The sequence below is a fragment of the Pseudohongiella sp. O18 genome, from assembly GCF_021729085.1.
Lineage (GTDB): Bacteria > Pseudomonadota > Gammaproteobacteria > Pseudomonadales > Pseudohongiellaceae > Pseudohongiella.
Genome location: NZ_JAJSAR010000002.1, coordinates 811,217 through 834,059 on the forward strand (window position 1 = coordinate 811,217; position 22,843 = coordinate 834,059).

The window sequence follows — 22,843 nt, forward strand, 5'->3', positions numbered from 1 at the left end:
CTGAATAATATGAAAAAAAAACCTCAGAGCATGTACAATGCCGTCTGATTACCGCGGAATAGACTATAACGTTATGCCTGGATTCGACTACGACTTTTTTGTGATTGGCGCCGGTTCCGGTGGCGTACGAGCTGCCAGAATTGCTGCAGGGCTTGGCGCCCGGACGGCAATTGCCGAAGCACGCTTTATGGGAGGCACCTGCGTCAATGTTGGCTGCATCCCCAAAAAGCTTTATGCCTACGCTGCACATTTTGCCGCTGACTTTCAGGAAAGTGCTGCCTTCGGCTGGCAGGAATTTAGAAAACCGGATTTCGATTGGTCATCTCTGAAGTCTAATAAAGACAATGAAATCAAACGACTGAATGGCATTTACGAGGATCTTCTGAAAAATGCAGGTGTCACTCTATTGCGGGGTTATGCCACTTTCGAAGCGGCAAACACCATTCGCATAGCCAAGCAGACCGTGACCGCGGAGCACATTCTGATTGCAACTGGTGGTCAACCCTGGATGCCAGACATCCCAGGCATCGAACACGCAATCAATTCCGACGACTTTTTTGAACTCACCGAACAACCACGCAGCGTAGCGATTGTCGGCGGGGGATTCATTGCCACCGAGCTGGCCGGGATTTTCAAGGGACTGGGCAGCCATGTCCACCTGATCCATCGCGGCGAACAATTGCTGAGCGGGTTTGACCAGGATATACGCAGTTTTTACACCAACTGCGCGAAGCGTGATTTTGATCTGCATTTAAATTCAGAAGTCAGCAAGATAAGCAAAACCAGTGATGGCGCCTGCCTTGTTGGCCTTTCTGACGGCAGCGAAATTGAGGTTGAAAAAGTACTGTTTGCCACCGGGCGACGGCCGGCAACCTCTGGACTGGGTCTGGATCGAGTAGGGGTGTCTACTGAAAAAAATGGCTCCATCATCGTTGATAGCGTTTTTGAGAGCAGTGTCAAAGGCATTTATGCCGTTGGCGACGTCATCAATCGTGTCAACCTGACACCTGTAGCACTGGGGCAGGGCCAGGTTCTGGCGCGCCGCCTTTTTGGCAATTCAGTCACTGACTACGCCTGGGACAATATTCCGTCAGCAGTTTTTAGCGACCCACAAATAGCGACAGTCGGTTTAACCGAAGCGCAGGCCCGCGCTGATTATTCAGAAATCGACATCTATCGCAGTCAGTTCAGACCATTAAAATACACGCTGAGCCGCAAAGAAAAATACAGTATGATGAAGCTCATCGTAGACAGAAAGAGCGATCGCGTCCTCGGACTACACATGGTCGGAGACGACGCAGCAGAAATCGTGCAGGGGATGGCTGTAGCCATCAAGTGCGGCGCCACCAAGGCAGATTTTGATGCCACAGTTGGCATTCATCCCACTGCGGCAGAGGAATTTGTAACCATGCGGGAGCCTGTGGCCAGTAAACAATAATGCCGAATCCTCAAGACACTGATCACCAGATTTATTACCGCGACGTCGTTTTTTACCGCCAGGTGCTTATAGCCGTTGCGCTCTGTGGCGTCACTGTGGCCATGCCATTTGCGGGATGGCACTTCATCTGGGGAAACCCGGTGATTACCTACCTGCTGCTTCCTGTCATTGGGCTGCAGCTAGTGTCATTGTTGTTGCTGATTCGTCACGGTTTTAATCAGTGGATAGCCCTGTTTCTGGCATCCGTTCAGATGGGTGTGACCGTGATTATTAACATCCAGATGGGCGTTCTTGGGAGCTACTGGGTTATTGCGAGCGCCGTCGCCAACTACTACATCGTCAGTCGCAACATGGCTCTGGGCATCAACCTCATAGCCTGTATCACAGTGCTGCCATTGGCGTTTGAAAGTGGCGATATCATGTTCAGGTTTGCTATGGCCAACGCCATGATCAATGTATTCCTGTATGCCTATGCCAGACAGCTCGAAACCAAAAATCGTGAACTTGAAGAATTGCTCACCAAGGATCCGTTGACCCGCGCCGGCAATCGCACAGCTCTGGAGAACGCGCTTATCCGGGTAAAAAACCAGCATTTGCGCCACAACACGCCAGCCACCGTGTTGATGCTTGATCTGGATCACTTTAAAAAAATCAATGACACCGAAGGTCATACAGAGGGTGACAAAGTCCTGAAACGTCTGGCTGATCAGCTGCGGGCAAGGCTACGTGCAACAGATTCACTGTTCAGATACGGGGGCGAGGAATTTGTCATCATCGCTGACAACACCACATTGGACCAGGCCGCCTATCTGGCAGAAGACATTCGGCGCCGCGTCGAAAAGGCCAATGAATTAACGGTATCCATTGGCCTGGCCGAACTGAAATCAGGTGAATCGACCGAGGATGTCGTATCGCGCGCCGATCAGGCTTTATACAAAGCCAAGCAGATGGGCCGCAACTGGGTTTGCTTCGACCCGGTTTAGCTTGGCAAATCCTCAGGAGGGCCATCGACCCGGTAAGCCTGGGTCCCCTCTGGAATGCTAAACCAGCCGTCAGGATCCAGCTCATCACCCTCATCACGAACCTTGATCAGGGTAAACATGCCACCCATTTCCATGGAGCCGAATGGACCCATGCCGCCCATCATCGGCAAGGTATTCTCAGGACCTTGCATATGCCCCATGTCGATATGCATCTGATGTTCTGACATCCCGTGCTCGCCCATCGGCATATAGCCGGGGATCAGTTGTCTGATACGCCTCGCCACCTCTCTCTGGTTAACGCCGATGGTATTGGTGATGTCATGACCCATGGCATTCATGGTGTGGTGCGCCATATGACAATGCAGTGGCCAGTCGCCGGCGACAGCGTTGAACTCCAGATCACGGGTCTGACCTACACCGACCAGTTCGGTGACCTCTTTACGCCATAGCTCACGTGGCCAGCGACCGCCGTCAGAGCCGGTTACGTCGAACTGCACGCCATGCATGTGCATGGGATGGTTCCACATGGACAGATTGCCGATTCTCACCCGCACCCTTTCGCCTGTGCGCGCCATTAACGGAGCAATGGCTGGAAACACCTTGCTGTTCATGGTCCACAAATCGAAGTCGACCATGACACTGGGGTCCGGACGATAGGTACCGGGGTGCACAGCCCAGTTATGCAGCAGCAGGGCATAGTCCCGATCCACGGGCGGATTGCTACCCACGCGAGGGTGAATAATGAACATGCCCATCATTCCCATGGCCATCTGCACCATCTCATCAGAGTGCGGATGGTACATGTGCGTGCCATGCTGTTTCAGTTCAAATTCATAGACCCAGGTTTCTCCAGGGTCAATCGCGCGCTGGGTCAGACCTGCCACGCCATCCATCCCAAATGGCAAAATAAGGCCGTGCCAGTGAATAGTGGTGGGTTCCTGCAGCCTGTTCGTCACATAGATGCGAACAAAATCACCTTCGACAGCTTCAATGGTGGGACCAGGTGTAGAGCCGTTATAGCCCCAGGCCTTTATTTTTGTTCCCGGTGCAAACTCGTGGTCCACCTGCTCGGCAATAAGATGAAACTCCTTGACGCCATCACGCATCCGCCAGGGCAGGGTACGGCCGTTGGGCGTGACAACGGGCGTGTAGGGGAGAGCGTCGGTCGGGGTCAGATTGGCTTGTGCCAGCTCATCCAGTGCCGTTGGAGTCTGCGCACCTGCGCGGGAAACCAGACCTGCACCAAGCAAAGACGCTGCGCCGGCAATCATTTGTCGTCTGTTCATTGGAAGTCTCCTGTCTCAGCTACGTCGTCTGTGTCTATGCCTGTCAGTTTCAGTAGCAGGCTTTCTGCTTTCCAGTAGGCCAGCGTGTGCGCGACGTATTCGAGCTGTGCGTCAAACACCTGCTCCCGCAACGTCAGCAGTGAAAAAGTATCGCGCAACATAAAGTTGTACTCCTGCAGAGCCAGCTCCAACATGCGCTGATGGCGGGGCAGGTCTTCAGCATCCACCTGCCGGGCCAGCTCAGTCGCAGACCGCTTTGACATCAGTGCCTGCGAAATAGTGTGCCGTGTCTCAGTTCTAGCCTGCTCAATCTGTGCCTGTAGAGAGGATCTCTGCGCCTTAATGTCTGCCAGGTGCGCATGCCCGCGATCAAACAAGGGGAGTTCGATGGATCCACCCAGTGCCAGCCTGCGCTCACTATTGGTCTCACGCTCAACACCAACCTTCACGGCACCATCAAGCAAACCGACCTGACGCTTTATCAAGCGCTCGGCAGCTAGTTGCTGATTCAGGGCTTCATCCAGCAGGCGCATACGGGGTTGAAATTGCTCGGCCAGGTTCATAGCCTGTCCCACGTCCATCAGTGATTGCTTGTCAGACTCAGGCACTTTGGGCAGCGAATCTGGTAATACGGGCAACTCATCCGGCATCAGACCCAGCAGGGATTGCAGTTCGCTGATCGCGATATCCGCTTCAAGTCTCGCTGCCTGCAGAGCTCGCTGCTGTCGCGCGTGCTCAGTCTCATAAACGAGAAAATCAAGCTCATTCAGGTTCCCCGCTGCCTGAACCTGCTGCGCAAACTCCAGCATGGCAAACGCCGTCTGATAAAGACCGTCGTGAACCGCCATCTGTTGTCTGCTCGCAACCGCGTTCAGCCAGGCCTGCCTGATCTGATGAAGGTACTCGGTCAGGTCATCCAGTACATCCAACTGATTAACCAGATGGACGGCACGTGCCCGGTCCAGACGGACCGAACGCGTCAACCAATCGGCCAATCCCAGCTCCAGTCCTGCTTCCAGCTGCCATCTGCCTGAGCCGGCCTCAGGTTCGAGGAAGCTTAGCTCAAATCCGGGATTTTCCAGCATTGATGCATTCCAGATTTCAGCCTGACTGCTTTGAAGTTCGGCAATCATGTGACTAACTCGAGGCGCGTTAGCGATTGCCCAGCGCTGCGCCTGACGCGGGTCCGGCCATTCCAACCCGACATTGGCTCCATCATTCGACGCGGGCTCTGTAGCCTGCTCTGACGAAACAATGAATTCAGGATCTGCGTTGATACCGGCAACAATAGCGGCCAATGGCGGCATCAGAGCAGCATCACTGGGAGGCTCCAGACTGCTGCAGCCTGCGAGAAACAAAATTAGTAATAGCGCGTAGCCGCGAGACTGTGAATTGATCATCATCTAACCCTTTATACGTCCGGCGCTCGCAAGGAAGCACCAGCACGTCACAGATTCCAGAAACAGGCCCGCAGCGCATAATCACAGCGTGATTGGCGGGTGACGTATCAAAAAAGCTTTAAAGGATTAAAGGCAAGGAGGGCGGTGTGGCAGGTTTGTGTATCCAGGCAGCGTGACAGACACGCCGGCATTGAGTGTTACATCCGCCTGGTCAGCTGTCAGTCGACCAGCGCCATGTTCATCAAAGCCAGGTTTGCTCTGGCATGAATTGATGCAATGGCGGCACTCCAGCTCTAAGCCGGCACGATCACTGCTTTCATCGCCAGCTGATTTAATGATCGGGGGTTGCCCGTGACAGTCGGGACTGGCAGCTGATGACAGATGCGAATCATGCTGTGCCGCGGCGTGTGACTGGAGCACTGCAACGTCCCGATGCTGCTCGCAGGCCAGCAGCCCACTGGCAAGCGCCTGGGATGGCAATACAAGCATCAAGATAAGGCTTATTGTCTTGATCAGTGATCGGGTTATCAATTGGATGTCCACGGTCGAAATGACAGACCTTGTGATTGGATCCGCTCAATGTTACCGGTAAACGACATCCTGTTCCAGTCGGGCACGCCCCCTGCGATGCCTGACTGACGCTTTGTTATCCCTGCGCGCTGATTTTCCGAGTTTCCAATTTGAACCGCGATTAAGGCATACTCAATGTTCGTTCATGTCCTTAGAGAAGACTGACGGGGATCCTGACAACATTCAAGACAAAAGCTAGAAGAATCCTGTATGTCTATGAACAACAGTTATATTTGTTTAAACTTGCCCAAAGATACCGCAAGGAGTGCGTGAATGAACTCTCAGTTCGATGATGAACTCGCCATTTTACGTGAACGCTATCGGCGCAACCTTTTAAACTATCGATCAGAGATCGAACAACACTGGTCATCTCTCCAACAGGATCGACGTTCCGTTCACCTGGAACAGCTTGCCATGCTTGCCCACCGGCTTGCTGGTTCAGGTCGAGCGTATGGTTTTGAAAAGTTGTCCCAGTTAGCCCGCTCGCTTGAACACACGATTGATCACCAGGAAAAACCGGCGTCGGATGACCTGTTGACCCAACTGACCGAGCCGGTCAATCAGCTGCTTGCCCGCCTCCGCCTTGACGAGTCAGACCAGGATTCTGCCACGGAGCCACATACTTCGACTTCGGACCTCACCAGCCCGGATTACAATCCAGACGAGGTCAGAATACTGGTTGTTGATGACGACACGGATTTTTGCCTTAAGCTGTGCCACTTTTTAAGAAATCACGGCTACACCGTATTCAGTCTGAACGACATAGCCGGATTTGAAGACGCGGTCGCACGCTTCTCACCGAAGGCCGTCATTGTCGATATGGATTTCTATGGCCAACGCAAGGCCGGTGCGCAAACTGTGTTGAGCTGGCATGAACGGAGTGGCAAGCCCGTGCCAGTGATTTTCGTATCTGCCTTTGATTCAATGGATCTCAGGTTGGCGGCAGTGCGGGCCGGTGGAAATTTTTTCTTGAGTAAACCTCTAGACCAGCATCGTCTGCTGTTCATACTGGGCTCGGAACTCGATCTTCAACCAGCAGATGCATTTCGTGTATTACTGGTTGATGATGATGCAGATCTTCTCATCCTTTACGAATCAATCTTGACTCGGTCCGGCTACGCAGTTCATACCGCAAGCTGTGCGACAGAAGCCTTAAACCTGCTTGAGCAGGAATCCGTGGACCTTGTACTGATTGACGTTTATATGCCGGAGTTTAACGGCATTGAGCTAGGACAACTGATTCGTCAACACGAGCGCTTTGCTCACATTTCGCTTCTATTCATGTCTGCCTCTGCTGACACGGACGTCAGACTGGCCTGTGCCAGATTGACCAGCGATGAATTTATTAACAAACCCATCGAACCCTGGCGCCTGAACATGGTGATCAAGGCCCGCTCGACGCGCAAACACAATCACCTGACTCGTTCTTATATCAATTACGATCAACACTGGCAGCAGTATGACCAGTTGACGGCACTCCCATCACTTAAGACGTTTCGCAAAGCACTTCAACTCCGGCTGGAGACTTTAAATCCCAGTGAACATTTTGCAGTACTGAAAATCGATATCAGGCATTTTCATACCGTGAATAATCTTTATGGGTATTTCACTGGCAATCAGGTATTGCAACGTCTCGCATGGGAGTTGTCGCAGAGTCTGACATTGGATGATCTGCTGTGTCGTGAAAGCGGCGATGAATTTTTAGTCATGACGGCTGTGACGACTGACCCATCAACCATTGACACGCTCGCGAAAAAACTAGCCGTCGAAACGAGTAAGCCCATGCAGTTCGATGACCAGCGAACCGTTTTGCTATCGGCAGACATCGGCGTTGTCGTAGCACCAAAAGATACCAACAACGCTGATGAACTTCTGCAGTACCTGGATACAGCTTTGTTCGCCGCCCGACGCTCGACAGAAACCAGCATCTGTTACTTTGATACCTCCATGAGACATCGAGAGGTACTGACCTTTGGCCTGGCGCAGGAAGTCAAGCGTGGGTTGAAGGATGGGCAATTCATTGCGGTGTATCAGCCCATTTTTTCCGTCGCAGATGGGAAGTTGACTGGTTTTGAAGCACTAGCCCGATGGCAACACCCAGTACGAGGTCTTGTTTCACCACTGGAGTTCATACCTGTCCTGGAAGAGCACGGTTTGATAACTCAGCTGACCAAATCCATGCTGGAACTGGCGCTAGCACAGTTGGCGACCTGGCGTGTGAAGCATCCAGACCTTTATGTGTCTGTTAACCTCTCGGCCCGAGACATTCAGGAGCCGGACTTTATTCGTGTCCTGGAACACTTACTGCACCACTATCAGGTGCCATCAAACCGCGTATTACTTGAAATTACTGAAACTGTTTTGCTGGCGGACTGGCATAATGCATCCAAGTCAATCAACGATTTAAAAGCATTGGGCGTGAAACTGGCCCTGGATGATTTTGGCACTGGCTATAGTTCGTTGAGTTACCTGAGCAAAATACAGGCATCAACACTGAAAGTAGATCGCAGTTTTATCAACTCCTGGTCAGAATCAAGCGACGACAACCTCCTGTCCACGATGGTCCAGCTTGGACACGGAACTGGCATGAAAGTAGTGGCAGAGGGTGTGGAAACAATAGAGCAACTTAATTATCTGAAAGAAATCGGTTGCGACAATTATCAGGGATACCTGTTATCCAAACCCATGTCCAGCGATGATATCAGCGCAACCGAATGGTTTAAGACAGGAAGAGTGGTGTAAGCTGATCACAGAATTTCCTGGAAGTCTTTCAGAGAGCTAGAAAGAGACCCGCCCTGGAGGCGCTCATGCAGAAACCTGCAATACCCTGTAACGAGCCTGAGCGCTTGAAGGCATTACACAGTCTGCGATTATTGTTTACCGCCGCTGAGGCTCGATTTGACCGCATCACGCGATTGGCACAGCGCGTGTTTGGTGTTGAAATCGCCTTGATTTCTCTGGTTGCAGAAGACATTCAGTGGTTCAAATCTCGTCAGGGACTTGATGTCACTCAAACTGAACGCAGTATTTCCTTCTGTGGTCACACAATCTTGCAGGACGAATTTCTGGTTGTTTCCGATACCCACGAGGACCCAAGATTTCGGGACAACCCGCTGGTGACGGACGCACCCAATATACGGTTTTATGCCGGCGCGCCATTGAAATCCTTTGATGATCAGAATATTGGCACCTTGTGTTTAATTCATCCTCAACCTCGAACATTTACAAGCCAGGACAAGCTTTTGCTGCGCGACCTGGCAGATCTCGTTGAACAGGAATTTCAGCAGAACCATCTTCGCGACCAGCTCCTGCGCGCCGAGCGTGCTGAACAACGACTCGCATCATTTATTCAGGGCACCAATATCGGCACATGGGAGTGGAACGTTCAAACCGGAGAAACTGTTTTTAATGAGCGTTGGGCCAACATTGTCGGGTATACACTTGAGGAACTGGCACCTGTCAGCATTGAGACTTGGATGAATCTGGCTCACCCAGATGATTTGCAACACTCCGGACAGGCATTGGAAGCGCACTTTGCTGGCAAATCCGATTTCTACGATTTTGTTTGTCGAATGAAACACAAACTCGGACATTGGGTCTGGGTGCATGACAGGGGCAAGTTGATCAGCCGCAATGCAAATGGAGAGCCGCTGATGATGACAGGCACACACGCCGACATCACCAAACAGATTGAAGCACAACAGGCGCTCAGTATCAGCGAAGCACGTTTGCGCGGTCTTTTCGAGCTCTCTCCACTGGGAATTGCACTTAATGACTTTGAAACTGGGACATTTATTGATGTCAATCCGGCACTGATTGCACCCACCGGCTACTCCGAAGAGGAGTTTCGGCAGCTGAGCTACTGGGAAGTGACACCTGAGGAGTATGCTGAACAGGAGCAAATACAGTTACAAAAAATGGAGGAAACTGGGCGCTACGGACCTTATGAAAAGGAGTACATCCGTAAAGACGGTAGTCGTTACCCGGTTTTGTTGAACGGTATGGTCGTTAAAGATGCCAACGGCCAGAAACTGATCTGGTCCATCATTGAGGACATTTCCGACCGCAAGCGGCTGGATCGCATGAAAAACGAGTTTATATCGACGGTCAGCCATGAGCTTCGAACGCCCCTTACAGCGATTCACGGTGCCCTTAAGCTAATGGCGTCTGGTTCGCTAGGCTCATCTGATGGGCCGTTTAACGACATGGTGACGATTGCGGAGAAAAACAGCCAGCGTCTCCTTTTGTTGATAAATGATTTGCTTGACATGGAGCAGATGTTACTCGGCAAATTGAGCATCAACTTGCAATGGCAAGAACTCAAACCGTTGATAGAAGCGTCTATCCGGGAAAATATGCCATACGCCAGGCAGTATCAGGTTCAGTTGCGCTGTATAGATGACATCGGGGACCTCGAAGTTATGGTTGATTCGACGCGATTAATGCAGGTTATGGCTAACCTTTTATCGAACGCCATCAAATTTTCTCCGGCCCAAGGTGAGGTGCTTGTTCGCGTGGAAAACCAGGAGCATGGTATACGTATCAAGGTTATAGATGAGGGGCCAGGAATACCCGAAGAATTCAAGGAGCGAATTTTTCAAAAATTTTCTCAAGCTGATTCAACTGATTCTCGGCAAAAGGGGGGGACTGGCCTGGGCCTGGCCATCACACGAGAGCTCGTGGATAAAATGGGAGGGCAGATCGGTTTCAGCTCGTCCGTCAATCAGGGTTCCTGCTTTTACGTTGATTTACCAACGCGCACATCCGGCCGACAGGAGATTTGACTCTCTTGGCCTCTTTCTACTTCAGGAACAAAACCCATTTCTTGTTCATAGAAGTCGCATTGTTTATTGCGATGTTGTTATTAACTGAATTCGCTGTAAGAGCTTACCGTGAAGCGTCACTCCAACAGTCGCGGTTAGAAACTCTGGATCGTGGAGCCCAGCTTCGCGCATTTCTTGAGTCGGAGATTAATCAGGCCGCATTTCTGGCAACTGGTGTTGAATCCTATGTCGTTGCTCGAGAAGGTAGTATTGAAGATGAAGAAATACAACGTATTCTGGCTTTGATTTTTGAGCGCAACCAACATTTTCGTAATATTGGCCTCGCACCTGGAAACCAATTAACCTGGGTGTATCCGGAGGCAGGCAATGAGTCCGTGCTGGGCTTAAATTACGCCGACCTGCCTGAACAATGGCCAGCAATCCAAAGAGTTATCGAAACAGGGCAGGGCATACTGAGTGGTCCGCTGGAACTGGTTCAAGGCGGCAATGGATTGATTTATCGATCCCCCGTTTACATTAACGAGAATTATTGGGGCCTGCTAAGTACCGTCATTGATGCTGACAGTCTCCTGAGTTTGATTAGATCAGCTGCTGGCGACCTCGCATCACGAATCTCGTTGCGCAATGTCGATGACGAAGGACAGCCAGGCAGAACTTTTTTTGGGGATAGTGAAAATTTCAACTCACCGCTGGAGCTTACGCCAGTACGCGTGCCAGGTGGTGAGTGGCAGATGGCTATCCAGCTGCCGGAAAACGTCGGTAGCCAGGTGATGTCACTGCGCATCTCAGGTGTATTTATTTCGATCTTGGTAGCTGTTTTTCTGGGCTCGATACTGCGCATGATCTGGCAACGTAACCTTCTCCAGCAACTGGATTCGGAAGTACTGACGCGGACCGCTGAACTGAGCGAGACGAATGACTTATTGGATTCAGTGTTATCGGCGGCAAGATCATTCGCAATTATCGCGACTGATTTATCAGGCACCATTATTGTATTTAACAACGGGGCAGAGCGTATGCTGGGTTACTCTGCCGATGAAATGGTCGGCAAACACCAACCTGACATTTTTTTGCTAAATGATGAACTGCGCGAAAGGGCAGCCAAAATATCCGGTGAGTTGGGTCGACGACTGATTGGCAACGAGTTACTGACATACAGAATTAGTCAGGGTGGCACCGAAGAGTTGATGATCCACTATAAACATCGCGATGGTCACTTGATTCCCGTACAGGTCGTCATCAGTGCACTAACTGATCTTCAGGGCAAAGTCCGCGGTTACCTTGGTATTGCCGAAGATGTATCGGAAAGACTGCGCAACCAGACACTTAAGGACCAATTCATTTCGACGGTCAGCCATGAGCTGCGTACACCATTGACAGCCATCACCGGCGCATTAGGCCTGATGCGGTCAGGGTCTATCGGCGCCTTACCTGAAACTGTGCAATCCATGGTGGAAATTGCCCATAACAATAGCCAGCGTCTTGCATCCCTGGTTAACGATTTACTGGATGTAGAAAAATTAATGGCGGGCCGGATGGTGTTGTATCCTGACAAACAGGAGATTGCCGATCTGGTGCATTCTGCAGTCTCTGATCTACTACCGTTGGCGAAAATACAGAACGTGGAACTAAAAGAGCACGCGAACGTATCTGCCTGTATTTGGGTGGATTCGGCCCGTTTTCAGCAGGTTTTGACCAATCTCCTCAGTAACGCTATTAAGTTCTCACCACCGGGTGGGCAGGTTAGTATTACAACAGCCTTGGAATCAGGTCGGATCAGGATAATGGTGCTGGATCAGGGGTCAGGTATTCCTGAAAGTTTTCAGGATCATATTTTTCAGCGGTTTGCTCAAGCTGAAGCCGGAGACAGTCGACAAAAAGCGGGTACTGGCCTGGGTTTGGCAATCAGCAAGGAGCTAACCGAGCAGATGGGCGGCTGCATCGGGTTTGACGCCGAGCGATCTGAAGGTTGTTGCTTTTGGGTTGAGTTCCCGCTTTATAATGACGCCAGGTCCGGTAATGAAAATACCTGACGCAGAGAGTCATTTAATTCAGCAGTAGCAGGAGCAAAGAGGTTACGGATGAGTGATTTGATTCGTGTCATGTATGTAGAAGATGAGCCAGATATCCGAGCCGTCGCCAAACTGGCGCTAGAAGTAGTGGGTGGTTTGACCGTCAGTCTGTGCGAGCGTGGAGACCTGGCCGTTTCCCAGGCAGAGCATTTTTCGCCGCAGATGATTTTGTTGGATGTAATGATGCCCGGGATGGACGGGCCGAGCACCTTAAAAGCCTTGCGCGAACACCCCCAATTGCATGCCGTGCCGGTTGCATTCATGACAGCCAAAGTACAGGCGCATGAAGTAGACCGTTTTATAAGCCTGGGGGCCATCGGTGTCATTCCCAAGCCTTTTGATCCAATGACACTGGCTCAACAGGTCAAAGATTTGTGGCGTCTCACGGAGGAGCAGTCTTGAATTTTAATGAGCAGTTACAGGCAATTCAGGATGAGTATCTAAAGAAACTGCCAGTCGTGTTGGACCAGATATCCTTGCTGGCACAGGAGTTACAGCTGACTGCACCGAGGCGAGATCAATTAGTAATACTGGGACAGGAATTGCACAAACTGGCCGGATCTGCGGGCACGTTCGGTCTGACACGACTCAGTTCGCGTGCCGCTGAACTAAATAAGAACCTTGATAGCATTTTGTCTTCGAATTCGGCTGAAAGTGACCTCAGAAATAAAGGTCTGCAGCTTAAAGAAGCGCTGGACTCTCTTAGCCTGTTCGCAAAGCCTGGCCCAAATCCCAACCCGAGCCTCATCACTCCGGACGCAGACGTAACACGTACAACCAATAACAAGCCATTGCTCGATCAAATATGGCTTCTTGAGGCTGAACCTCAACTGGGCGCAACGCTGATGGCCCATCTGGAATCTTTTAATTTTTCAGCGCGACTGTTTACCAACCTTAGCGAACTGGCGTCAGCGTTTGAATCAGACCAGCCGCAAATTTTGTTGCTGGATATTCCATTGGAGAATGAGGGTCCTTCTACTGATTTTCATTCTCAATGCCAATTTTTTCAGAACACATCTTCACGCGTTGTTTTTATCAGTAGTAAAGACGATTTTGCTGCACGGCTCGAGGCTGCCAGCCTCGGGGCACAAGCCTATTTTGTCAAACCCCTCGACATACCAAATTTGATAAATCGGATCGAACAAATTGTCGCCAATCTGCATTCGCCTGCAGAGAAAGTTCTGATTATCGATGATGATGAGATGTTGGCACAGTACTATCGACAGGTGCTGATCGGGGCGGGGATGCAAGCAGAAATCCTCGCCAGGCCAGAGAAAGTCATCTCAGCTTTAGAATCGAACACCCCTGATGTGATTTTGATGGACCTGCAAATGCCTGGAATCAGTGGACAGAATCTTGCCGCCGTGATCAGACAATACGGGCGGTGGGTTGGTCTGCCAATTGTCTATTTGTCTGCAGAGCACGATCCCCATTTACAATTACTCGCTCTCAAGCAAGGAGCAGACGACTTTCTGGTAAAACCCATTTCTAATGAGCACCTCGTTACTGTGGTCAAATCAAAAGTAGCCCGGTCACGGCAGCTGATTGATCTGATGACTAAAGACAGCCTGACAAGTTTGCTTAAGCATGCAGCCATCAAAGACGCCTTGCGCAGAGAACTGGATCTCGCGCGCCGTAAACGGGAAGAATTATGTGTTGCCATGATGGATATAGACCATTTCAAGCAGATTAATGACCAATTCGGCCATGCCATGGGAGATGAGGTTATTGCCTCGGTAGCGACATTACTTCGGATGCGACTGCGAAGAACGGATGTACTTGGACGCTACGGCGGCGAAGAATTCGTCGTGATTATGGGTAACTGCAGTGGTGATAAGGCATTTAAGGTTCTCGACGATTTCAGGCAACGCTTCCAGGAGCTGAAGTTTTCAGACGAAGAGAAGGTATTCAGCGCGACCATATCAATAGGAATCGCACCGATTAAATCCTCACATGAGATTGATGCTGATATGTTGCTTGTGGCGGCGGACAAAGCCATGTACGCGGCCAAGTCGATGGGGCGTAACAAAGTTGTACTGCACGACGCCGGGAGTGCTGGTTAATTAGCTCAGTTTCATCATTTCCACGAAAAGTAGCTTGCTCCAGCTGATACCCACTATTTCCGGTAATAAAGATTACCGGAAATAGTGGGGCAGTAAGTATCAAATGCATTTACCCTGCAGCTTTAAATAAACCGCTAACAATAACTGTCAGCCACCAACCTGAGACGGCGTCCAGTCGCAGCCTTCGCACTCTGGTGAAATGCCGTGATCTGCCAGTACCTCAAATATCAGGTCGCGCCAGGTTTCATTCGGCTGCCAGACTGTGTTCATGTCAGCTTTGGCTTCTGCGACCGGCACATCCTCATAGACGACGCGATACATAAAACTGAATGCCGTAGCGCGCGCATTAACCTGGCAATGCAGCAGCGTTTTCTGTTCAGGGTTGCGTTGCATGGCATCGGCAAACGCATAGAAATCACGCTTGGTCGGGTTGTTCCAGTCCACCGGGATATGCAGGTAATCCATGCCAAGCCCTTTGACGACCTGATCAGCATTGGCCAGTGCGTTGTCATTCGTGGTAAACGCAATGTAGATGACACGCTCGTAGCCGGCATCGCGGATGGCCTCAAACTGCTCGGCTGTCGGCTGACCAGCGCTGGCAAAGGTGTCGCTGTACTCACGCAGGTTCAATACATCCGACAAAGTAGACTGAGCATTGACACTTGCGGCCATGAGCACTCCCAGTAGTGCACCGGAAACTTTCAATATCATGTTTCTTTTCATTTACTTACCTCGATATCTGCAAGACAGGCGTTAAACTGTGGCAGTGCCAGCAGCTTTGATGCGGAACAATATCGCATAAAATACGGGCACTGCCACCAGTGTCAATACGGTCGCAAACGCCAAACCGCCCATAATTGTGACTGCCATGCTGGCAAAAAATGCATCTGACAACAGTGGAATCATACCCAGAATGGTTGTCGCCGCCGCCAGGAACACGGGACGCAGACGACTTACCGAGGCATCAACAACCGCCTTAAAGTCATCCTTGCCCTCTTCCCGCTGTGCATCGATTTCGTCTACCAGGACAATTGCGTTTTTCATCAGCATGCCCGAAAGACTCAACAGGCCCAACAAGGCAGTGAAGCTGAAAGGCAGATTGCTGAGCAACAGTCCTGCCACCACACCGCAGACCGACATTGGCACAACCAGCCAGATGATCAGCGGCTGGCGTACCTTGCCAAAGATGAGCACGGATATGATAAGCATCGACAGGAAGCTTAATGGCAGCTGAGCACCCAGCGAAGCCTGTGCTTCGCTTGAAGCCTCAAACTCACCACCCCAGGTTAATGTGTAACCCGGCGGCAGAGGGATAGCCTCAATATGTGGCCTCACCTGTCGCAGTACCTCATCAGCCGTTTTACCCATGACCGGGTCTGCCAGGACTGAAATCGTCCTTGCCCTGTCCCGCCGGATAATCATGGTTTCTTCGGCATCTGTGGTGAACTGGTCGACTACCTGCGTGATAGGCACGTAACGCTGCTCGCCACTGCTCCATACCAGCCGCTCCTGAAATCGCTCTACGGCCAGCCGCTCCTGATCCGGCGGCCGGATGATGATAGGCACCCTTTCATCACCCTCGCGGTATGATCCTGCACGCACACCTGTGCTGGCAAACTCCAGCGTCTGCGCCAGATCGCTGCGGGCCACACCGGCAAGACGCGCTCTCTCATCGTTGAATTGCGGTGCGATGACCAGTTCGCGCTGGTACCAGTTGTGCCGCAGATCGATAACATCGGGATCCTGCGAAAGCACTGTGATTGCCTCATCTGCCAGCCGCCGCAATTCGCGTGGGTCTGGACCGCTGAAACGCGCTTCCAGTTTGGCACCGGCGCCAGGTCCGAATACCAGGCGTCGCGTACGGATATCTGCCGCTGGGTATTGTTGAGCAAGGTCAGTGCGAATCTGGGCTGTCAGATCATCTATCACATCACGGCTTTCGGTGCGGACAATCAAGTGGCCGTAGGAATCATCAGGCTGCTCGGGCTCATAGGTCAGCATGAAGCGTGAGGCACCCTGCCCCACAAAGCTGGCGACACTCTCTACCCCTTGCAGTGCCAGTACCTGTTCGTCCAGCCGTGCAGTATCACGAGCCGTGGCCCGGATATCGCTGCCCTGCGGCAGTCTGTAATCAACAAAAAAGATCGGCGTGTTGGAATCGGGGAAAAACGCCTGTTTGACCGACCCGAAACCCCAATAACTGACTACTGTGATCAGCAGCAAAGCAAGCACAGTGACAGCCCGCATGGCCAGTGTCGTATGCAGAATGCGACGGTACAGGGCGTAGAACAGGCCACGATACGGATCGGCCCCTGAATCACCACCGCCTTTGACCTTCAGCAAATAGTCTCCGAACAGAGGTGTGACGGTGACAGCCAGCAGCCAGCTCAGCAACAGTGAAATACCGATCACGGCGAACAATGAGAACAGGAACTCTCCCGTGGTGTCCTGGGACAGGCCGATACCGGAAAACGCCATGATACCGATCAGGGTCGCACCCAGAAGCGGCCACTGAGTACGCACCGCGGCTTCGCTGGCGGCCTTGTGGGCTTTCATGCCACGTTGCATATTGATCAGCATGCCTTCGGCAATAACGATAGCGTTATCAACCAGCATCCCCATAGCAATAATCAATGCGCCCAGCGAGATACGCTCCATCTCGATGTTAAAGATGCGCATGAAAAACACGGTACCAAGGACGGTCAGTAACAGCGTCAGGCCAACCACCAGCCCTACCCGCCAACCCATGAACAGACACAGCACGCCGACAACAATGGCAACGGACATTGCGAGATTAACGATGAAGGCGTTGATAGCCTCATCAACGACAATGTGCTGTTCATAAATTGGGTGGAGTTCAACACCCAGCGGAATCTGGGTCTGCAATTCGGACAGTTTGGCTGACACCGCCTGCCCTACTTCAACAATATTGGCATCAGCAATGCCGGCAACTGCCAGTGTAAAGGCATCCTGGCCATTAAAACGGATGGGCTGATCAGGGATTTCCTGAGCCTCGCGACTAACCGACGCCATGTCCACCAGACTGATCTGATCGGTGCTGCCAGGTCGCCCGATCCGCAAAGATTCGATATTGGCCACGCTGTCGAACCCAGGCGAGTTGGCGATCCGAACGTTCAAGTCCCCTATTCTCGCGGCCCCAGCCGGCTGAACCGCATTCTCGGACTCGATGCTGTTGATGACCTGCGACAACGGAATACCGGAGCTGATCAGCTTGTCGTTGGGTACTTCCACGTAAATGGCTTCGTTGGGCAGGCCACGAATTTCAACCTTGGCAACACCATTGACGGTCAGTAATTCCCGTCGTAAAAATCTCGATATGTCACGTACTTCTCTGATTGTGTAACCATCAGCAGTTACGGCGTAGAAAATACCAAAAACATCACTGAAGTCATCGTTGACAATGCTCGGTCCGGCACCTTCTGGCAGGCTGCGCTGAAAATCATTCACCTTGCGGCGCAGCTCATCCCATATCTGAGGTATCTGCTCGCCGGTATAAGTATCCTGGATCTCGACAGTTATCTCAGAACGGCCGGGCGTCGATTTGGAGCGAATACGTTTCAATTGGCCGAGCTGCTGGATGGCGGACTCCAGGTGTTCGGTGACTTCCTGTTCAACTTCCCTGGCAGTCGCGCCCGGATAAGGTGTGACCACAACTGCCTGCTTCAGGGTGAAGGCAGGATCCTCGAGTCGCCCGACAGTTTCGATACCCCACCAGCCGCCCAGCAGCAGAACAATAATCAGCAGCCAGGTATTAACTGGCTTTTCAATAGCATAGCGCGCAAAGTCCATGTAGTACGTCCTTCCTAGCGCACAGAAACGTAAGGAGTCACTCGCATGCCATCACGTAACAGATGCGCACCCGCGGTCACAATCTGTTCACCGATCTGTACGCCCGACTCAATCTCTACGCGCTCTGAACCCAGTGTGCCTACCGTCACAGTTCGCGGTGAGACCTGTGCTGTCTGCTGATCGTAAACCCACAGACGGAATGATCCATCTGCCGCAGTATCCAGTGCTGCGACGGGCACAGTGATCAGGTCCGGCATAGCACCCTGACGGGATGTGACAATCACAGTGGCGGTCATGCCGGGCAATGCCCCGGGCGCCTCACTGCGATCCAGTGCAAAACTGATGGGATAAGTCTGAGTCACAGGATCCGCTTCTGTAGCGTGTTCACGGTATTCCAGCTCAAATGACTGCCCCGGATAGGCAGAAAGCTGGGCTACAACGCTGAAACGCTCAGGCGTCTGCAGCACACTCATGAGACTCTCCGGAACCGAGATGTTGACACGGAGCTCGGTGACATCCTGCACTCTGACAACCTCGGTGCCCGCCTGAACTTGAGTGAACGAGTCGACCAGGCGGCGCGTTACCAGCGCGTCAAATGGCACCTCGATGCTGGCATAGCCCAGGTTTCGCTCTGCGGCTGCGAGAGCCAGCCGTCGCATCTCCAGATCCGCCAGGGCCCGGTCGTAAGTTGCCTGCGGGATAGCGCCATTATTCAGCATCTGCTGATTTCGCTGATGGTCCAGCTCGGACAGCTCAAGTGCTACCTGCGCTTCGCGTACGGCCCGCTCGTAGTCCGTCTTGTCCAGTTCGGCAATCAGATTACCAGCGGGCACGATGCTGCCTTCCTGCACAGGCATGTTGACGATGCGGCCTCCCACCTGGAACGACAGATCGACGGTGCTCGACGCCGCCACACGACCAACAAAGCGGCGCTCCGCGTATGCCGGCCCTGCTGTGATTGTTTCTACCCGGGCAGTGCGCAGGGTATCACCGGGCGCCTGCTCGGCTGTCGATTCCTGACATGCCTGTAAGGTCGCCATAAGCGCTACTGCGCCCACGATTGTCATCAATCCACGTGCAGCCGGACTTCTCATAATGCTTCCTCGGATATCTGCATAAGTTTCTGAAATAATCTGTTTTTTTCGCTCTGACTGTAGGGCGCAAGACCGAGAATGGCGTGAAAGATCAAACCCTCGGCGGCCAGCCAGAGAATCGTCGCCATATCGGGATCACTGCTCTCGTTTTGCAGCCGCTGATAGTATTCAGCGAGCGTTTCCTTAACGGGTGTCATCAACTCTGGCTTGTGCGCAGAGGCTGCCAACAGCGAAAGATAGACTCCCGGGTCTGCCACCTCGTGACAGGCGTTTGCGCCAAGCATGGCTTTCAGACAGGCATTGGGTTCACCGGCCAGACTTTTTTCCTCAGAATCCATCATGGCCTTGTGCTGTTCCAACAGACGATCAAGCATGCCAGCCAGCAAGGCATCCTTATTGGGAAAGTTATAAAGCAGGCCGCCCTTGCTCATGCCACACTCGCAGGCCACCTTGTCCAGGGTCAGATTGCCCGCCCCTTCTTTGCCGGCAACACGCTGCGCGGCGTCCAATATATTGTCACGTGGATTTGCTTTTGACTCACTCATTTCTTTACCGTCTGGATGGTACAGTAGATGAGACGAGCTTAACAGAAATGTGTTACCTAAAGCAACACGCTACCTGATAGGTAACCAGGATCGAAGGAAGGTATTATTCAGACGAACCATCTTGCGCAGGCTGGTTCCCGGGCGCAGCGTCCGCCCGCGTCGCGATGGTCAAATTCCTTTCTGACGGCATGGATTTGATGTGCAGGTCCCGCTGTGGATAGGGGATGGTGATACCGGCTTTCTTGAATGCGCGCCAGATGGCCACATTGATATCCGATCTTACCGGCATGAAGCCATTGACCGGATCAGCGATCCAGACTCTGACTTCCAGACAGATTCCGTTGTCTCCAAACTCTGTCAGCCTGACCGTGGGCGGCGGGTTTTCAAGTACACGTTCAGAGGCTGTTGCACATTCCAGCATCAGCTGCATGGCCTCCTCCGGATCGTCCTCGTAACTGATCTGTACCGGCACAGACACCCGCACATTGGGATCCGCATAACTCCAGTTGATCACTTCCGAGGTAATCAGATTCTCATTGGGAATCAGGGTATCCACGCCTTCACGGTTGCGAACCACGATATAGCGGGCTTTTAATTCCTGCACCCAGCCAAACTTTTCACCCACCGTGATGACGTCGCCGGGCTTGATTGAGCGATCCAGGACCAGTATGAATCCACTGATAAAGTTTGAGGCAATCTGCTGCAGGCCAAAGCCCAGACCCACACCGAGTGCTCCGCCAAAAATGGCCAGGGAACTCAGGTTGATACCAACCGCGTTCAAGGCCAGCAGAAAGGCAAGGGTCAGCAACAGGAAACGGCTGAACTTATTGATGCCCACCTGCATGCTGAGAGACATCCCCGGCATCCGCGCCACCTGGTGGTTGATAAGCTCCGAAAGCCATATGGCGAGAATGAAGGCCAAAACCACAATGAGCAGAAGCTGTAGCGTTGACAGCAGCGTAATGCGGGTTTCTCCCATCGTGAATGCCATGCTGTCGAGCATTGACAATACCGTTGGCAACCAGCCCATCAGGTGCATGATCACAACTGACCAGACCAGCAATACCAGCAGATTCTCCGATGAATGCAGCAGTGGATTTTGCGAGAAGGACTTGCGCAGAATGTAGACACACAGGCGGATCAGAGCCAGGGCAGCCAGGATGGGTACAACAACATCCAGGATTGTGGTTGGCAGCTGATAGTTTCTAAGGATGCCGGTGCCCACCAGAATCAGGCCAAGTGCGGTCAATGGCCAGACAATGCGCTGTGCGGCACGGACTGCAATATGCCGCAGACCACTGCTTTGAGTGTTGTTCTGTTCCAGCCGCTGTTGAAGCCGGACATTTATCAGAGCGGAAAGGCAGGCCGCGATAGCCAGGATCAAAAACTGCCACCAGTATTCTGGATTCTGCAGAATCACGATAATCTGCTGGAAACGATCCTGTAGCAGCTGCAGCATGGACAGTGGCCTGTTTTTAGGTAATTAATAGGTATCGTTCACAAGCATAACTATCATCGCCCGGCAAATACAACGAAAATAGCGGACCATGAAATCACCACATCCCTTGTTTGACACGCTGGAGAGCATGCCCAACCCCTGGCGTGAACCGCCAGTGCTCAGCCCGGAACTCCTGGCATCCTGCAAAAAACCATTACCCGAAAGTGCCGCCGATGACTTCCGTTTCGCCAGCGAGTTTCTATACAGCTATCGTGGCAGTCCCGACACCTTCACCGCTTATCGCCGCGAGCTGGAGCATTTTCTGCAATGGATGTGGCTGGTTGCCGGCCTGTCTCTGCCTGAGATCCAGCGCGAACACCTGGAGTCTTATGTCGAGTTCTCTCGTCAGCCCCCGGATAACTGGATAGGCCAGAAGCAGGTGCCGCGCTTTTTAGACAGGCAGGGACAAAGAGTGGCCAATCCTGACTGGCGCCCCTATCAGACTGCAGCAGACCAGCCTTACTCCCTTTCTCAATCAGCGCTGCAGGCCAAGTTCTCGGTACTGAGCAGCTTTTTTAATTATCTGGTGCAGGAAAGCCGCCTCAAGGCCAATCCGGTCGCCCGTATACGCCAGAAAGGCAAATTTCTGCGCAAACGTCAGGGACAGGACAAGATTCGTCGCTTATCCCAGATACAGTGGGATGTAGTCATCGAATGTGCCGAAGAGATGGCACAGCAGGAGCCGGAAGTTCATGAACGCACCTTATTCGTGATGAGCGCCCTGTTTGCCATGTATCTCAGGGTCTCGGAACTGGTCGAGACCGAACGCTGGATACCACAGATGGGACACTTTCAACGCGATCTGGAGGGCAACTGGTGGTTCCTGACGGTTGGCAAGGGCAACAAGGAAAGAGAAGTTTCTGTCAGTGATGATATGTTGCGCGCACTGCGTCGATATCGCGAATCACGCGGGCTGTCCTCCCTGCCGCTGCCCGGCGAGTCTACGCCACTTATTCACAAGACCCGTGGCAAGGGTGGCATCACCAGTACGCGCCAGATACGCGGCATTGTGCAAAAATGTTTTGACCGCGCTGAAGCAAAGCTCCGCGAAGAAGGGTCTGTAGAAGAAGCAGAACGACTGGCCGAGGCAACCGTGCACTGGTTACGTCATACCGGCATTTCAGAGGATGTTAAATACCGCCCCCGGGAACACGTCCGGGATGACGCCGGCCACGGTTCCAGTGCGATTACTGATCGCTACATTGATGTCGAACGCGCAGAGCGCCATGCATCAGCCCGTCACAAACGGGTGAAGCCGTGACTTTTAGTCACAGCGGCGACCTTGACAGCGCCCGGCTAA

General features: G+C 52.3%; 16 protein-coding genes. 8 read left to right on the forward strand and 8 right to left on the reverse strand.

Annotated elements, in window-relative coordinates; genetic code table 11:
- Positions 1–73: 73 nt before the first annotated feature.
- Positions 74–1,438: a glutathione-disulfide reductase gene (gene gorA / locus LVD14_RS11000; RefSeq protein ID WP_237134124.1), complete on the forward strand. Its 1,365-nt coding sequence runs from the start codon at positions 74–76 to the stop codon at positions 1,436–1,438.
- Entirely contained in the window at positions 1,438–2,421 is a 984-nt protein-coding gene (locus LVD14_RS11005) for a GGDEF domain-containing protein (RefSeq protein WP_237134125.1), read from the forward strand. The genes gorA and LVD14_RS11005 overlap by 1 nt, the downstream gene beginning before the upstream one ends.
- On the opposite strand, the gene LVD14_RS11010 is transcribed toward LVD14_RS11005, so the two are convergent.
- From LVD14_RS11010 to LVD14_RS11020, 3 genes are all read right to left on the reverse strand, one after another.
- Positions 2,418–3,707 carry a multicopper oxidase family protein gene (locus tag LVD14_RS11010; RefSeq protein WP_237134126.1) on the reverse strand — a complete coding sequence of 430 codons (1,290 nt, stop codon included), beginning with the start codon at positions 3,705–3,707 and terminating at the stop codon, positions 2,418–2,420. The two genes, LVD14_RS11005 and LVD14_RS11010, sit on opposite strands and share 4 nt — an antisense overlap.
- Positions 3,704–5,110: a TolC family protein gene (locus LVD14_RS11015; protein ID WP_237134127.1), complete on the reverse strand. Its 1,407-nt coding sequence runs from the start codon at positions 5,108–5,110 to the stop codon at positions 3,704–3,706. The genes LVD14_RS11010 and LVD14_RS11015 overlap by 4 nt, the downstream gene beginning before the upstream one ends.
- Before the next feature lie 123 nt (positions 5,111–5,233).
- Entirely contained in the window at positions 5,234–5,596 is a 363-nt protein-coding gene (locus tag LVD14_RS11020; protein WP_237134128.1) for a hypothetical protein, read from the reverse strand.
- 354 nt (positions 5,597–5,950) lie between these two features.
- Between LVD14_RS11020 and LVD14_RS11025 the strand changes: the two genes are divergently transcribed.
- From LVD14_RS11025 to LVD14_RS11045, 5 genes are all read left to right on the forward strand, one after another.
- Entirely contained in the window at positions 5,951–8,419 is a 2,469-nt protein-coding gene (locus tag LVD14_RS11025) for an EAL domain-containing protein (protein WP_237134129.1), read from the forward strand.
- Positions 8,420–8,484: 65 nt separating this feature from the next.
- On the forward strand, positions 8,485–10,461 hold the full coding sequence (locus LVD14_RS11030; RefSeq protein WP_237134130.1) for a PAS domain S-box protein: 1,977 nt from the start codon (positions 8,485–8,487) through the stop codon (positions 10,459–10,461).
- A gap of 5 nt (positions 10,462–10,466) precedes the next feature.
- A complete protein-coding gene (locus tag LVD14_RS11035; protein WP_237134131.1) occupies positions 10,467–12,494 on the forward strand; it encodes an ATP-binding protein in 2,028 nt (675 codons plus the stop codon).
- A gap of 48 nt (positions 12,495–12,542) precedes the next feature.
- On the forward strand, positions 12,543–12,935 hold the full coding sequence (locus LVD14_RS11040; protein ID WP_237134132.1) for a response regulator: 393 nt from the start codon (positions 12,543–12,545) through the stop codon (positions 12,933–12,935).
- The gene (locus LVD14_RS11045; RefSeq protein WP_237134133.1) at positions 12,932–14,596 is read left to right on the forward strand and encodes a diguanylate cyclase; all 1,665 of its coding nucleotides are present in this window, start codon (positions 12,932–12,934) and stop codon (positions 14,594–14,596) included. The genes LVD14_RS11040 and LVD14_RS11045 overlap by 4 nt, the downstream gene beginning before the upstream one ends.
- Positions 14,597–14,743: 147 nt before the next feature.
- Here LVD14_RS11045 and LVD14_RS11050 read toward each other — a convergent pair whose 3' ends face one another.
- The 5 genes from LVD14_RS11050 to LVD14_RS11070 all read right to left on the reverse strand — a co-directional run bounded on the left by LVD14_RS11050 (position 14,744) and on the right by LVD14_RS11070 (position 21,504).
- Positions 14,744–15,307, reverse strand: coding sequence for a protein tyrosine phosphatase family protein (locus LVD14_RS11050; protein ID WP_237134134.1), 564 nt, complete (start codon positions 15,305–15,307; stop codon positions 14,744–14,746).
- Between the two features lie 42 nt (positions 15,308–15,349).
- Positions 15,350–18,406: an efflux RND transporter permease subunit gene (locus LVD14_RS11055; RefSeq protein ID WP_237134135.1), complete on the reverse strand. Its 3,057-nt coding sequence runs from the start codon at positions 18,404–18,406 to the stop codon at positions 15,350–15,352.
- 14 nt (positions 18,407–18,420) lie between these two features.
- Positions 18,421–19,500 carry an efflux RND transporter periplasmic adaptor subunit gene (locus tag LVD14_RS11060; protein ID WP_237134136.1) on the reverse strand — a complete coding sequence of 360 codons (1,080 nt, stop codon included), beginning with the start codon at positions 19,498–19,500 and terminating at the stop codon, positions 18,421–18,423.
- Entirely contained in the window at positions 19,497–20,045 is a 549-nt protein-coding gene (locus tag LVD14_RS11065) for a TetR/AcrR family transcriptional regulator (protein ID WP_237134137.1), read from the reverse strand. Before LVD14_RS11065 ends, LVD14_RS11060 begins: the two co-directional genes overlap by 4 nt.
- A 103-nt stretch (positions 20,046–20,148) precedes the next feature.
- The gene (locus LVD14_RS11070) at positions 20,149–21,504 is read right to left on the reverse strand and encodes a mechanosensitive ion channel family protein (protein ID WP_237134138.1); all 1,356 of its coding nucleotides are present in this window, start codon (positions 21,502–21,504) and stop codon (positions 20,149–20,151) included.
- Between the two features lie 88 nt (positions 21,505–21,592).
- On the opposite strand from LVD14_RS11070, the gene LVD14_RS11075 reads away from it, so the two are divergent.
- Positions 21,593–22,804, forward strand: coding sequence for a tyrosine-type recombinase/integrase (locus LVD14_RS11075; protein WP_237134139.1), 1,212 nt, complete (start codon positions 21,593–21,595; stop codon positions 22,802–22,804).
- Positions 22,805–22,843 lie beyond the last annotated feature (39 nt).

Coding starts and splice junctions, on each gene's coding strand:
- LVD14_RS11065 (WP_237134137.1), bottom strand. CDS start 20,045: ATGAGTGAGTCAAAAGCAAATCCACGTGACAATATATTGGACGCCGCG.
- LVD14_RS11070 (WP_237134138.1), bottom strand. CDS start 21,504: ATGCTGCAGCTGCTACAGGATCGTTTCCAGCAGATTATCGTGATTCTG.
- LVD14_RS11010 (WP_237134126.1), bottom strand. CDS start 3,707: ATGAACAGACGACAAATGATTGCCGGCGCAGCGTCTTTGCTTGGTGCA.
- LVD14_RS11025 (WP_237134129.1), top strand. CDS start 5,951: ATGAACTCTCAGTTCGATGATGAACTCGCCATTTTACGTGAACGCTAT.
- LVD14_RS11055 (WP_237134135.1), bottom strand. CDS start 18,406: ATGGACTTTGCGCGCTATGCTATTGAAAAGCCAGTTAATACCTGGCTG.
- LVD14_RS11075 (WP_237134139.1), top strand. CDS start 21,593: ATGAAATCACCACATCCCTTGTTTGACACGCTGGAGAGCATGCCCAAC.
- gorA (WP_237134124.1), top strand. CDS start 74: ATGCCTGGATTCGACTACGACTTTTTTGTGATTGGCGCCGGTTCCGGT.
- LVD14_RS11040 (WP_237134132.1), top strand. CDS start 12,543: ATGAGTGATTTGATTCGTGTCATGTATGTAGAAGATGAGCCAGATATC.
- LVD14_RS11015 (WP_237134127.1), bottom strand. CDS start 5,110: ATGATGATCAATTCACAGTCTCGCGGCTACGCGCTATTACTAATTTTG.
- LVD14_RS11005 (WP_237134125.1), top strand. CDS start 1,438: ATGCCGAATCCTCAAGACACTGATCACCAGATTTATTACCGCGACGTC.
- LVD14_RS11030 (WP_237134130.1), top strand. CDS start 8,485: ATGCAGAAACCTGCAATACCCTGTAACGAGCCTGAGCGCTTGAAGGCA.
- LVD14_RS11050 (WP_237134134.1), bottom strand. CDS start 15,307: ATGATATTGAAAGTTTCCGGTGCACTACTGGGAGTGCTCATGGCCGCA.
- LVD14_RS11060 (WP_237134136.1), bottom strand. CDS start 19,500: ATGAGAAGTCCGGCTGCACGTGGATTGATGACAATCGTGGGCGCAGTA.
- LVD14_RS11020 (WP_237134128.1), bottom strand. CDS start 5,596: ATGCTTGTATTGCCATCCCAGGCGCTTGCCAGTGGGCTGCTGGCCTGC.